This is a genomic window from Pirellulales bacterium (assembly GCA_035939775.1).
In the GTDB taxonomy this organism is placed as follows: Bacteria; Planctomycetota; Planctomycetia; order Pirellulales; family DATAWG01; genus DASZFO01.
Genome location: DASZFO010000065.1, coordinates 1 through 13,110, shown reverse-complemented (window position 1 = coordinate 13,110; position 13,110 = coordinate 1). Strand labels below are relative to the sequence as shown.

Genomic DNA, 13,110 nt, shown 5'->3' with positions numbered 1-13,110 from the left:
GCGGGCGACCGCCGATTTCCGACGTCACGCGATCTCGCGAAACTGAATCTGGTGGAGCCGGCGATAGAGTTCGCAACGGCCCAGCAGTTGGTCATGCGTGCCGATGTCTGCGATTCGGCCGGCTTGCATCACCAGAATCCGATCAGCCAAGGCCAGCGTAGCCAGACGGTGCGTGATCAGGATCGTCGTCCGGTCGCGTTTGAATTGCTCGAGCACTTTGTGGATCAGTTGCTCGCTTTCCAAATCGATCTGGCTCGTGGCTTCGTCTAGGATCAGGATCGCCGGATCGCGAAGGATGGCTCGGGCGAGCGCGATCCGCTGCCGCTGCCCGCCGGAGACTCGACCGCCAAGCTGGCCGACGTACGTATCGTAGCCATGCTCCAAGCGCGTTTCAATGAACCGATGGGCGTGGGCTTGTTTGGCGGCGCTGTAGACTTGGTCTGCCGTGGCGTCTGGTGCCCCGTAGCGAATGTTGTTGAACACGGTGTCGTCGAATAGGAGCGGCTCCTGCGTGACGATGCCGATCTGCCGCCGCAAATCGCGCAGCCGCAGCTCGCGGAGATCGACGCCGTCGAGCTGGATCGAGCCGCTTGCCGGGTCGAAGAATCGCGGGATCAGATTCGCCAGCGTCGTCTTCCCGCAACCGTTCGGGCCGACGATCGCCAGCGACTCGCCGAACGGAATCCGCAGATCGATTTCGTCGAGCACCGGCTGGTCTGGGACATAGGCAAACGCGACTTGATCGAAGACCAAGTCGCGGCAATGGCGGCGGACCGTTTTCGGCCGCGCTGGATTCCGCACGGTCGGCTCCCGATCATACATCTGATAAATTCGGTCGGCCGCGGCGGAGGCCCGTTGCAGCCGGTTGAAAACCTCGGACATCTTTCGGGCCGGATCGCTCGCCCCGACCAGCATCCCGTAGAACACGAGCAAGCTGGCGAGGCCCAGCGGGCGATCGCTCATCCGAATGCCGAACAGATGCGTCTCCTGATTGAGCACCAGATAGGCGCCGGTGAGAATCGCCAGGCAGATCGTGGCCACCCCCATCACCTCCACGATGGGATGGCTGAGAGCGTCGTAGCGGGCGATCTTCATCGCGCGGCGGAAGAATTGCTTGCTGTTGTAATGCAACCGCCGCCGTTCGTAGCGCTCCATCGTGAACGCCTTCACCACTTTGATCCCGCCGAACGATTCCTGAAGGATCGTATAAAGCTGCGACATTTCTTCCATCGCGCGGCGATTGGCCCGCTTGAGCGTTTTTCCGAGCCGGTTGATCAGGTACGCCGCCAATGGAGCGATCACGAGCGAGACCACGAGCAGCCGCCAGCAAATCCAGGCGGCGCCAACGAGGCAAACCAGCATCTTGAGCGGCTCGAGCACGGTCCGGCCGAGCAGCGTCTGTACGCCCCCCGCGACGCTCTCGACGTCGTACGTGAAGCGGCTCATCAACTCGCTCGAATGACTCTCGCCGAAGCCGGCCAAATCCAATTGCAACGTGCGGCGATAGAATTGCTTGCGCAGCGCCATCGTCGAGAGGTGCATCAGCCGATCGACGAGGATTGAACTCATCACCAGGAACAGGTCCTTCACGGCAGTGGCGACCATTAGGACAGCGACAATCAGGACCAGCGTTTGAAACGGATCATTGGGCAGGTAACGGTCGATGAATGGCTTCCATCGCTGGCGGTGCTCGAGAAAATCCTTTTCGGTCGCGATTTGCGATTCATTTCCCGCCAATTGAACGGTCGTCGCGCGCTGCTGCTCTGGCGGGAGCGTGGGCAAATCTTTGAGAAGCTGGGCGTCGTCCGCTTCCCATTTGGCGATCCGGCCCTCGGAATCGTGGATTTCGGAGTCGATCCACGTCTGCAACGACTGGCCGCGAAAGATGACCTGCACGATGGGGTACAGCCCGCCGATATTCGCTCCCCACAGCAGGGCGACCACCACGGCGCTGATCATTGCGGCCGCCAGGCTCCAGCGATACCGCAGAGTCAGGCGGAGCACTCGAAAGAAGTTCTTCATCCGCGGGGCCATCCATGGCACGGGGCTCGTTGCAGATCAGAGCAAGCCCCGAGAGGGCCGGCCCGCTACGATTCGAGCGAATCTTTTACCAGATTACCGCGCCCGAGCCAAGATCGGCGGACTGGCAGTGCTAGCACGCCCGTATCCGGTGGGCCGGCGCTACGACGGCTCGCCGAGGAACGCCGTTTTTGTGGCATGAAAGAACTCGGCCAACCGCATCGCGTTCAACTTGCTAATGCCGCGCGTGCCGTTGAGGATGTTGCTGATTGTGGCTCGAGGAATGGTCGCCTTAATCGTACTCGGCATGCGTCAAGAGGCATTTTACGCCTGACCACGCAGATCCACGATTCTTCTTCGGGCATGGCAGCAAGCAGTCCATCGGGCTAGAATTGAGTCGAGGTGCAATAGGAGGTTCAAGATGTTTGACCAGATCCCGGTTTCGATTCTCGAACAATACGAGGGAAATTGGATCGTCTGGGACCAGGATGCCAAAACAGTGGTCGGCTTTGCCCCCACGCTGGACGCAGTAGAGGACCAAGCAGAACATTATCAGACTGATCATCTGCTGCGAATTCATCATGTGCTACCGCGAGACTCGGAAATCTCAGGAATGTTGTAGTGCTTGAGTTTCCGTACATGCAACTCCCAGGCGGTGTTACACGGCCAATGGTCGCCGTCGTGATCGAGGGGACAAAACGCAGACGGTTGCTCGATGGTCTTTTGGATACTGGGTCCGATCGAACCATTTTTCCTCGCCGCGAAGCCAAGGTAGTTGGTGCCCGGTTGCCAAGAACTGCCGATGGAGCGACCAAGACGGCTGGCGGCGTCGTTATCGAGTATCGCTTGGGTGAAGTCGTCTTGGAGTTGCGGACGGCCGTTTCGGTCGTGCGATGGAAAACGAAGGTCGCGTTTGCCGACGACCCATTGAGCCTGATCCACTTGGGAACGCGCGGCTTCCTCGAATACTTCCACTGTACATTTATGGGGCCCGAGCAAAAGGTAATTCTCGAGCCTCGCGATTCGCTGCCAATCCCCACATCTTGATCTTTTGCGCAGCCCCGTACTTTTCGTACTTCCAATTCCGCGATTTCCCTTCGCTCGGTCACTCGAGCTTTATGGCGAGTCGGGCGTTTGTCTTCTGCACGACTGGACAGTGCCGAGCCATCCAGAACACTTTGCAGTCAACTTCCGGCTTTGGATAAGTCCGTTGCCAGACTGGCACGACAGGTGCACACACCCCATTCGTGATTGGTGTGGCATCGCCAGATTACGACTTCAAAGGAGAGATTGCCATGATCCGCAGACTTCGTTCGGGCGAATACCGCCTTTACTCTCGGAAGCTCAACCCGAAAACCGGTCATCGTCGCAACCTCGGCACCTTCGACACCCGCGAAGCCGCCGAGAAGCACGAGCGCGAGGTGCAGTACTTCAAGCGGCACTGAGCAGAGCCGCGATAAGGCGATGGCGCGCGTGGCACTGGCCAGCGCAGTCGGCCAGTGCCGGGATCCGGCGACACCACGGCACTGGCCGGCGTTGCTGGCCAATGCCACCGACCGCGAGGATTATTTGTCCGCAACTTGTTCGGAGTCGAGCCGCGCAGCGCCAAGTAGGCTAGAATCGTGCTTTTGGAAACGGCCAGCCCGGATGTTCGCCAAAGACACGAATGTTATCGAACGTATCGCGCCTCAACTTGAAACATGCAATTCTCGACGGATTGCTCCTCGCCTGGCTGGCAATCGCCGCGGGCGGCTGCACTGGCTCGCCAGGTTCGGCCGGAGATTTGGACAAAGTCTGGGGCCGGCATGGAATCTCCGAAGGGCGGTTCGTCAAGCCGCGGGCAATCGCCATCGATTCGAGCGACCACCTTTACATCGTCGATATGACGGCCCGCATCCAGGTGTTCGACGCCGACGGGAATTATCTGCGTCAATGGGAAACGCCCGTCCACGACAACGGCCGGCCCACTGGGCTGAACTTCGACCACGACGGAAATCTGCTCGTCGCCGACACGCACTACTTTCAGCTTCTGATCTACTCCCCCGACGGAAATCTACTCCGCAAGATCGGCGGCACCAGCGGGCACGGGCCGGGAGAATTCGGCTTCGTCACCAACGCCGTCGAAGGCAAAGATGGCTGCTACTATATTGGCGAGTACGGCGAATACGATCGGATTCAGAAGTTCACCCACGACGGCAGATTCCTGCTCCAATGGGGCAGCCACGGCGATCAGCCCGGTCAGTTCGTCCGCCCGCAAAGCTTGGACATCGACGATCAGGGCCGCGTTTGGGTGGCCGATGCCGCCAACCATCGCGTGCAAGTTTTCGACGGCCAAGGGAAGCTGCAGTTCCTCTGGGGGCACGAAGGAGCGGCCCCCGGCGAATTATCGTATCCTTACGGGCTAAAGCTGGATGGCCAAGGGCACGTCTACATCTGCGAATACGGCAATAGCCGCATCCAAAAATTCACGCTCGACGGCAAATCGCTCGCCTGCTGGGGCTCCTGCGGCCGCGCGCCGGGCCAGCTTTACAACCCCTGGGGTCTAGTGCGCGATAGTCAGGGGAGAATTCATATCGTCGATTCGAGTAACCACCGGGTCCAACGAATTCGATTGTAGGCGCGAGGCGCAATGAAGCCAGTTCAGGCGTACAACAGTCTTCCCCGTGGTGTTGGTATCGTGCGACCGAGTTCCTTTGCGGTCTGAATCCACTCCTGAATCACCACCTCGACGTTGGCCACGGCTTCCCGGTAGGTTGCGCCGTCCGCTGCGCAGCCGGGTAGCTCGGGAACTTCGGCGATGAACGCCCTATCGTCTTTGCTCCAATACAAAATGATCTCGTATTTGACGTCATCCGCCATCATCTTCCTCCTCTGGTGTGCGGCCGTGTTCTTCGTCGGATTGTCCTTCAGGGATAGACCGTTTCGATTCAGGTTGATCCGCGAGTCGGTAAAGGGTGAGCACGCCGCGCACCTGCTTGACTTGATATGCCTTTGCCTTTCCACTGAGCGGCTGTAGATTTAGAATTTCCGCCACGCCATCGCGTGTGAAGATATGGTGGTCGCCGCGAACACGTTCGTTGAACCCCATACTGTGCAGCAACGCGCACAAGTCACTGAAACGGATGTTGGCGTCCGCATTGCCGCGAAGAACCCTATCCAGCGTCTTCGTGATCTTGCTCACGTTGCAACCTGATTCCAATGTCCACTAGATAGAGCATAATATCAAGCTGCGTCGTCATTGTCAGCACACGCCGGATTAGTCCGTGTTGGGTGCGTTAAGGTTTTGCGCAGAGGCACCATGCATTTAGCGCCGAGGCCCGCTCGGTGGCGGGTTCCGGTGCGTCCGCGCGGACTTGACGCACCCTACGCCGTCGTTTCCGCTCGCGGTTCATCCCGCCACCGCGGACCTCCGTCATTCGTGCTTCGTCGTTCATTAGACATTCGTCATTAGATTTTCGTCATTTGCCCAACGATGTTCAACTTCCGCCTCAGCTTCGATTCTCCCGGCTGGCTGGCCTTGCTCGGCTTGCTGCCCGTGCTGTGGTGGCTGAGCTTTCGCAGCTTGGCGGCATTGGGGAATGTGCGGCGGGTGATGGCGATTACCGTGCGGTCGATCGTGTTGCTGTTGGTGATCGCGGCGCTGGCCGAGTTGCAGTGGAAGCGGATCAGCGATCGAGTCACCGTGATGTATCTGCTCGATCAATCGCTGAGCGTGCCCGAGCAGCTCAAGCCGGTGATGGTCGATTACGTCCGGCAGGAGATCGTGAAGCATCGCGACAAGCCGCGCGGCGATCGGGCCGGGGCGATCGTCTTCGGCGGCGAGCCGGCCATCGAGCACCCGCCCTACGACGAGGATATTCCGCTCACTTACAACACGGAGACGCGGATCGATCGCGAGCACACCAATATCGCCGCGGCGCTACGGCTGGCGCAAGCGACGTTTCCCGAGGACTCGTCGCGCCGCGTGGTCGTGCTCACTGACGGGAACCAGAACGTCGGCGACGGCCTCGAGCAAGCCCGTGTGCTGGCCGAATCGGGCATCGGCATCGACGTGGTGCCGATTCGGTATGAGCCGCGGGCGGAAGTCGTCGTCGAGAAGGTTACGATCCCTCCCGACATCCATAAAGGCCAGCCGTTCGACCTGCGCGTGGTGCTGAACAACGTGATTCCGCCAGACGCGAAGGACGCCGCGGCGGTCAAAGGGCGGCTCAAGATCACGCGAAAAACTCGCGATAGCAATCAGGTGCTCGCCGACGACGCCGTGACGCTCGAGCCCGGCAAGAAAGTTTTCACGATCCGCGAGAACATCGAAAACCCCGACTTCTACACCTACGAGGCCGGGTTCTTCCCCGACGACGTCGCCCGCGATCCCGTGAAGCAAAACAAGCTCGCGACCGCCTTCACGAACGTTCGCGGCCAGGGCCAGGTGCTATTAATCGAAGACCAGGACGAGCGCGGACAATTCGATTTTCTCGTCGATCGGCTGCGGCACGAGAACCTGCAAGTGACCGTGCAATCCTCTCGTGAAACATTCTCCTCGCTCGCCGAATTGCAGCCCTACGACACGGTGATCCTGGCCGACGCGCCGGCCGAAGGCTTCACCGAAGAGCAGATGAAGATGCTGGTGCGCAACACGCAGCAGATGGGCTCGGGGCTAGTGATGATTGGCGGGCCGAACAGCTTCGGCGCCGGCGGCTGGACCAATACGCCCGTCGAAGAGGCGATGCCGGTCGATTTCCAGATCAAGAATTCGAAGGTGGTGCCCGTCGGGGCGCTAGCGATGTTGATGCACGCCTCGGAAATGGCCCAGGGGAATTATTGGCAGAAGAAGATCGCCCAGGAGGCGATCAAGTCGCTGGGGAGCCAGGATTATTGCGGAGTGTTGCATTGGGAGGGAACGACGCAATGGCTTTGGAGCCCGATGATGGCGAAGGTCGGCCCGCTCCGCGAGCGGATGCACGCCCGCGTGGATAAGATGCAGCCCGGCGACATGCCCGATTTCGACGGCCCGATGCGCTCGGCCGTGCAGGCGTTCGGCGGCGTGCCCGACGCCGCCGTGAAGCACATGATCATCATCAGCGACGGCGATCCGGGTCCGCCGACGAACAGCACGCTCGCCGCCTTCAAGAACTTACAAGTGACGATCTCGACCGTCGCGGTCGGAGCGCACGGCGGTGCCGGGAGCACTACGCTCAGCAGCATCGCTTCGGCCACCGGCGGAAAATATTACGTCATCCAACCGAACCAGACGGCCCAGCTTCTGCCGCGGATTTATCAGAAGGAAGCCCGCAGCGTCTCGCGGCCGTTGGTCTATGAGCGCGAGCCGGGCTTTCAGCCGCAGGTGAAATTCCCGCACGAGATGATCCAGGGATTGGGAACGGATTTCCCGGCCTTGACCGGCTACGTGCTGACGAGCTTGAAGGAAAGCCCGCTGGTAGAAGTGGCGCTTACGAATCCGGTACCCATCGACGACGCGAAGTATAACACGCTCTTGGCCGGCTGGACCTATGGGCTGGGCAAAGCGGTCGCGTTCACGAGCGACGCCGGCCGCCGCTGGGCCACCGCCTGGACCAACTGGCCGGGCTACGACAAGCTGTTCAGCCAGATCGTTCGTTGGTCGATGCGCCCGGCCGGCGATCAAGGGAAGTTCACGCTCACGACCGAGGCGCAAGACGGCAAAGTTCGGATGGTCGTCACCGCGCTCGATAAAGACGACGACTTTCTGAACTTCCTCAACATGTCGGCCAGCGCGGTCGGGCCGGACATGAAGCCGGTCGACGCGAAGATCAGTCAGGTCGCGCCGGGCCGATATGTCGGCGAATTCGACGCCAAGGATGCCGGCAGCTATATGCTGATGCTCTCGCCCGGCGCCGGAATGGCGCAGATCTTGACGGGGGTGAACGTGCCATACTCGGCCGAATTCCTCGACCGCGAGCCGAACGAGGAATTCTTGCGCACGCTGGCGAGCCTCGCCCCGCGCGGCGGGCAGCCGGGCGTCGTGATTCAGGAACCAAAAGCGACCGAGTCAACCACCGCCAGCGCTGTCGTGAAAAGGTGGCTCGATTTTAACACCTTCCGCCGCGACCTGCCTGAGGCGACCAGCTCGCAGGCGGTTTGGCATTTGGCGGCGCTCCTTGCGGCATGCCTGTTTTTGGGTGACGTGTTCATCCGCCGGGTCCACGTGAGCTTCGCTTGGGCGATTCCGCTGGCGACGGCGGTCGCGCGAACGATTCTTCGCCGGCCAGCGGAACTCGCGCCAAGCCCCGTCATGGCTCGCCTGCGGAGCCGGAAGGCGGAGGTGACGCAGTCGCTCGAGCAGCGCCGCGCGGCGGCCCGCTTCGAGCCGGCCACCGACGCCCCGGTCGAGCAGGCCCAAATCGCCGAAACTCTCTCCGAACCGCTCGACAAACCGAGAACCGACAAACCCGCCGGCGCCCCGATTGCTTCCGACCAGCCGGCCGAAGAAGATACGTACACCGGTCGGCTGCTGAAAGCGAAGAAGAAAGTGTGGAGAGAGAGGGGCCAGGGGCCAGAGGCCGGAGGCCAGTGAACGCGCAAGCGATTGCCGACCATAGCGCCGCATGATCCTGAGAACTGCTAAACCATGATCTGTTTTCATGCCGTCCATCGGGCGGCATCCCGTCCCTGGCCCTAGGCCCCTGGCCTCTGGCCCCTGTGAGCAAAGCGAGCATGTCCCTAGCCGAAACTATGCAGCAGCGGGCGGAAGAATTCGTCCGCCGTTATCATTCCGTCGCCGAACAGATTCGCCGCGTGATCGTCGGTCACGAGGAAATTGTCCACGGCGTGCTCACCTGCCTGTTCGTCGGCGGGCATTGCCTGTTGGAAGGCGTGCCCGGCCTGGGCAAGACGCTCCTGATCCGCACTCTCGCTCGAACGCTCGATCTCGACTTTTCGCGGATTCAGTTCACTCCCGACCTGATGCCCGCCGACATCCTCGGCACGAACATGGTCATGGAAGCTCCCGACGGCAAGCGGTTTTTCGAGTTCCAGCGCGGGCCGATCTTCACGCAGATTTGTCTCGCCGATGAAGTCAATCGGGCCACGCCGAAAACCCAGTCGGCGATGCTCGAAACGATGCAGGAGGGTTCAATAACGATCGCCGGGCATCAGTATCAAATGGAGCAGCCGTTCTTCGTGCTGGCCACTCAGAATCCCATCGAGCAGGAAGGGACGTATCCGTTGCCGGAGGCTCAATTGGACCGCTTCCTGTTCAAGCTCGTCGTCGGCTATTCCAGCCGCGAGGAGTTGGCGAAGATCGTCGATCGGACAACGGGCGGCGTGAAGCTCGAGCCGGAAAAGGTGATGGACGGCCCGGAGATCATGCGTTGGCAGGAACTGATCCGCGAGGTGATTCTGGCCGAGCACGTGCGCGACTATATCGTGCGGCTGACGCTGGCGACGCATCCCGAAGGCCCGTTCGCCCTGCCGATCACGAACCAATATCTCCGCTGGGGCGCCAGCCCGCGCGGCGCGCAAACACTGGCGCTGGCGGCGAAAGTCCGCGCGCTGCTCGAAGGCCGCTATAACGTCAGCTTCGAAGACATCCGCCGCGTCTACCTCCCCGCCCTGCGCCACCGCGTGATCCTCAACTTCGAGGCCCAAGCCGAAGGGATCACCACCGACCACGTCCTCCTGGAAATCCTGGAGAAGCTGCCGGAGAAGGCGGAGGGGTAGGCGTTTCACTCGCGCGTCGCCGCGATTGCCGGAAGCCAAGTGCAAAGGTAATACGCTCGCGGGGCCGTGAGATCGAGCAGCGTGGCCAAGTCGAGCCGGGCGCGCTGGTTTTCGCCGAGCGGGCCGCCGAGCACGTCATCCAGCAGGCCCTTCGGCCGCGAGTATTTCACCACCCGCACGCTGTCTTTGCTCAAGTTGTTGAGCGCGATCGCCCGATCGATGGCGTCTTCGATGTAGCCGGTCTTATCGACCAGTCCCTTGTCGAGGGCCTGACTGGACGAGAAGACCTGCCCGGTAGCGACAGCATCGAGGGCTTTATCGTCGTTTTGGAATTTCGGACGGCCGGATTTAACGATGTCCTTGAATTCCTTGAAGCTATCGTCCACCAGACCCTGCAAAATGGCCTTTTCCTTTTCGGCCAGCTCGGGGGGAAACTTGCGCGTCGGGCTGCCGGTGAGCTTGAGCGGATTGCTCACGATCGAATCGTCGGTCACGGCCAGTTTTTCGAGCAGCCCGGTGAGATCGTAGTGCGGGATGACCACTCCGATCGAGCCGGTCCAGGTGGACGGCTCGGCGAAGATACTGTCGGGCGTGGCGCCCACGGCCATTGCCGTATAGTAGCCTCCGCTGGCGCAGATACCACCCATGCTCACGACGAGCTTGATGTTGCGCTCCTTCGCCAATTCCATCAATTGATGATAGAGGTAGTTGCTGCCGGTCACGGTGCCGCCAGGCGAATCGATCCGCACCACGACCGCCTTGATGCTCGGATCGTGGCGCACTCGATCGATTTGCCACTTGGCGAAACCGTCGCTGTGCATGATGACCCCTTCGATGTCGATGATCGCCACTTTGTCGGTCGCGATCGGCGAGAGGGAGTAATACCGCTCTTCCAGGCCGGGACTTGTCTGAAAATAGCTCTGGTACTTGCTGTACATCGAATAAATGACGATCAGGGCAATCAAGAATGCCAGCCAGCCGAGCCGGCCACCCCAGCGTCCGAAGAAGCCCCCTTGCTCGAGCACGATCCGCGTCGGCGGCTGCCAGTGCGGCGGCTCGGGCGGACGCGGCGAAGAGGCGAAATGGCCGGGCGGATTCGGATTGGGAGCAGCGGCAGACATGGCGGGACTCCTTATGGCGTGTGATGGCGTGCGGAAACGGCCTCGATGGAGCGGCCGGGAATCGGATCGGCCACCTCATTCTAGTGCCGCACCCGCCGCAAGCAACGCGGCCCGCAGGGTGTTGCCAGAAACCATCCGCCAGCGGTAAGCTACGGAGGCTGATATGACAATGCGACCAACGCTGTTCCGTTTGAAAAAGGAGTTTCGCGAGTGTTTGTCACCGCTTCGACCGAGTGCTTTCCCGATCTTTCGCTGAACGACGCTTTGCAGCGGCTGGTCGATCTTGAATTTACCAGCGTCGAGATCGCGATCAACGAAACCGGCAATGGGCTGAAACCCTCCGAGGTGCTCGCCGACACCGACAAGGCGGTGGCCATCTGCCGCGACACGCAACGGTTGACACCGGTGGCCTATTCCGTCGACATCGCGCCGGGAGACGATTACTACCGGCAGTTCGCCGCGTGCTGCCGCCTGGCGAAGGCGACGAAGGTGGTGACCATCGCCGTGCCAGGGGCCGAATTGGGCACGCCGTTCAACGCCGAGATCGAACGTCTGCAGGAGTTGGTGAAGATCGCCTCGGGAGATGGCGTGCTCGTCGGCGTGAAGACGGAAGTCGGGCGGATCACGCAGGATCCCGACACGGCCGTCGTGTTGTGCAGCAACGTGAAAGGATTGGGGATCACGCTCGACCCGAGCCATTTCATTTGCGGACCGCACAAAGGGAATAGTTACGATCAAGTGTTCAAGCACGTTTATCACACGCATCTGCGCGACACGCGGAAAGACAAGTTTCAGGTCCGTGTCGGTCAGGGCGAAATCGAATACGGTCGGCTGATCACGCAGTTGGCCATGGTGCATTACAATCGGGCCTTGTCGGTCCACATCGCTCCGACGGACGAAGTGGATCACATCGGCGAGATGCGGAAAATGCGGCTGCTGCTGGAAAGTCTGTTGTGATGCGCTGGACTTGCCAAATGACGAATGACGAAATCCTAATGACTAAAGAAGCTCGAATGTCCAAATGACTAATCGCAAGCAGTAGTCATGGCCCATTCGACATTCGTGCTTCGTCATTCTTTAGACATTAGGCATTCGTCATTAACCCGAGCATGATTTTCCGATGCCTGCTGTCTCAGCTCCCCTGCTCAGCCCAGAGCTGCTCGCTCAACTCGAACGGCTGGAGTTAATCAGCCGCAAGATCTTTCGCGGTCGAATGAAGGGGGAACGGCGGAGCAAGCGGAAAGGGCAGAGCGTCGAGTTCGCCGATTTCCGAGGCTATGTGCCGGGCGACGACCTGCGGTTCATCGATTGGAACACCTACGCCCGGCTGGACCGCTTGTTCCTCAAGATGTTTCTCGAGGAAGAGGACCTGCATTTCTATTCGTTGATCGACGCCAGTCCGTCGATGGCCTTTGGCGACCCGACGAAGCTGCAATGCGCGAAGCAACTGGCCGCGGCGCTGGGATTCATCGGTCTGGTGCGCGGCGACCGCGTGCGGGTCGAAACGCTCGGCCAGCCGGCCCGCAATGCGGCTCCGGTCCTTCGCGGTCGGCAGAGCTTGTGGCGGATGCTCGCCCATCTCGAAGCGATCGAACCTGTAGAAACGACGTCGCTGGCCGATGGAGTCAAGGATTTCTGCATCCGCAATTCGGGCAAGGGCATCCTGATCCTGATTAGCGATTTGATGGACAAGCAGGGCTATGAATCGGCGCTGCGGTATCTGGTCGCCCGGGAGATGGATGTGTATGTAATCCAGGTGCTTAGCGCCGAGGAGATCGAGCCGGAGATCAAGGGTGACTTGCGGCTGGTGGATTGCGAGGACGGGGACGCGGCGGAGATCACGGTGAGCGCGCCGCTTTTGGCCCGCTACCGGCGCACACTGGCCGCCTTCGTCGATGGGGCGAAGACCTTCTGCAATCGCCGCGGCATGTCGTATCTGATGGCCCGCAACGACCTGCCCGTGGAGCAACTCGTCACACGCTACCTGCGCACTCGAGGCTTGGTACGATGAGGTTTGAATGCAGTTCATCAACATGCTTCCATCCTGGTGGGCATGGGGAGCGTTTGCGGCCGTGCCGCCGGCGATTGTCGTCGCGCTCTATTTCCTGAAGCTGAAGCGCGAGCCGCTCGAGGTGCCGAGCACTTTTCTTTGGACGCGCTCGATCGAAGACCTGCGGGTGAACAGCCTCTGGCAGCGGATGCGGCAGAGTCTGCTGTTATTTCTGCAGCTTCTCCTGCTGGCGATTGTGGCCCTGGCGCTCTTGCGGCCGAATTG

Annotated in this window: 14 protein-coding genes; 9 read left to right on the top strand and 5 right to left on the bottom strand. The window is 60.7% G+C overall.

Translation table 11 applies throughout. The features are described from left to right. Positions 1-24: 24 nt before the first annotated feature. Complete coding sequence (locus tag VGY55_03530; GenBank protein ID HEV2969035.1) at positions 25-2,022, bottom strand: ABC transporter ATP-binding protein; 1,998 nt, start codon at positions 2,020-2,022, stop codon at positions 25-27. Between the two features lie 159 nt (positions 2,023-2,181). After that, positions 2,182-2,328, bottom strand: coding sequence for a hypothetical protein (locus VGY55_03525; GenBank protein ID HEV2969034.1), 147 nt, complete (start codon positions 2,326-2,328; stop codon positions 2,182-2,184). 112 nt (positions 2,329-2,440) lie between these two features. On the opposite strand from VGY55_03525, the gene VGY55_03520 reads away from it, so the two are divergent. The 4 genes from VGY55_03520 to VGY55_03505 all read left to right on the top strand — a co-directional run bounded on the left by VGY55_03520 (position 2,441) and on the right by VGY55_03505 (position 4,636). Further along, entirely contained in the window at positions 2,441-2,641 is a 201-nt protein-coding gene (locus tag VGY55_03520; GenBank protein HEV2969033.1) for a hypothetical protein, read from the top strand. Beyond that, positions 2,641-3,066 (top strand): hypothetical protein, encoded by a 426-nt coding sequence (locus VGY55_03515; GenBank protein ID HEV2969032.1) that lies wholly within the window; start codon positions 2,641-2,643, stop codon positions 3,064-3,066. Before VGY55_03520 ends, VGY55_03515 begins: the two co-directional genes overlap by 1 nt. Before the next feature lie 248 nt (positions 3,067-3,314). Then, entirely contained in the window at positions 3,315-3,464 is a 150-nt protein-coding gene (locus VGY55_03510) for a hypothetical protein (protein ID HEV2969031.1), read from the top strand. Between the two features lie 221 nt (positions 3,465-3,685). Beyond that, positions 3,686-4,636, top strand: a complete 951-nt coding sequence (locus VGY55_03505) for an NHL repeat-containing protein (protein ID HEV2969030.1) — start codon at positions 3,686-3,688, stop codon at positions 4,634-4,636. Positions 4,637-4,659: 23 nt separating this feature from the next. Here the strand turns inward: VGY55_03505 and VGY55_03500 are convergent, their stop codons facing one another. Next, positions 4,660-4,878 (bottom strand): type II toxin-antitoxin system HicB family antitoxin, encoded by a 219-nt coding sequence (locus VGY55_03500; GenBank protein HEV2969029.1) that lies wholly within the window; start codon positions 4,876-4,878, stop codon positions 4,660-4,662. Next, the gene (locus VGY55_03495; GenBank protein ID HEV2969028.1) at positions 4,868-5,200 is read right to left on the bottom strand and encodes a type II toxin-antitoxin system HicA family toxin; all 333 of its coding nucleotides are present in this window, start codon (positions 5,198-5,200) and stop codon (positions 4,868-4,870) included. Before VGY55_03495 ends, VGY55_03500 begins: the two co-directional genes overlap by 11 nt. A gap of 291 nt (positions 5,201-5,491) precedes the next feature. Here VGY55_03495 and VGY55_03490 point away from each other — a divergent pair, with 291 nt between their 5' ends. Both VGY55_03490 and VGY55_03485 read left to right on the top strand, forming a co-directional pair. Continuing rightward, positions 5,492-8,569, top strand: a complete 3,078-nt coding sequence (locus tag VGY55_03490) for a glutamine amidotransferase (protein HEV2969027.1) — start codon at positions 5,492-5,494, stop codon at positions 8,567-8,569. A 140-nt stretch (positions 8,570-8,709) separates the two neighbouring features. Next, positions 8,710-9,714, top strand: a complete 1,005-nt coding sequence (locus tag VGY55_03485; protein ID HEV2969026.1) for a MoxR family ATPase — start codon at positions 8,710-8,712, stop codon at positions 9,712-9,714. Between the two features lie 5 nt (positions 9,715-9,719). Here VGY55_03485 and sppA read toward each other — a convergent pair whose 3' ends face one another. After that, positions 9,720-10,835: a signal peptide peptidase SppA gene (gene sppA, locus VGY55_03480; GenBank protein ID HEV2969025.1), complete on the bottom strand. Its 1,116-nt coding sequence runs from the start codon at positions 10,833-10,835 to the stop codon at positions 9,720-9,722. A gap of 210 nt (positions 10,836-11,045) precedes the next feature. On the opposite strand from sppA, the gene VGY55_03475 reads away from it, so the two are divergent. The 3 genes from VGY55_03475 to VGY55_03465 all read left to right on the top strand — a co-directional run. Further along, a complete protein-coding gene (locus tag VGY55_03475) occupies positions 11,046-11,792 on the top strand; it encodes a sugar phosphate isomerase/epimerase (protein ID HEV2969024.1) in 747 nt (248 codons plus the stop codon). Between the two features lie 163 nt (positions 11,793-11,955). Further along, entirely contained in the window at positions 11,956-12,846 is an 891-nt protein-coding gene (locus VGY55_03470) for a DUF58 domain-containing protein (protein ID HEV2969023.1), read from the top strand. Positions 12,847-12,853: 7 nt separating this feature from the next. Continuing rightward, positions 12,854-13,110 (top strand): BatA domain-containing protein (locus tag VGY55_03465; protein HEV2969022.1); only part of this gene is annotated, 257 nt, incomplete at its 3' end.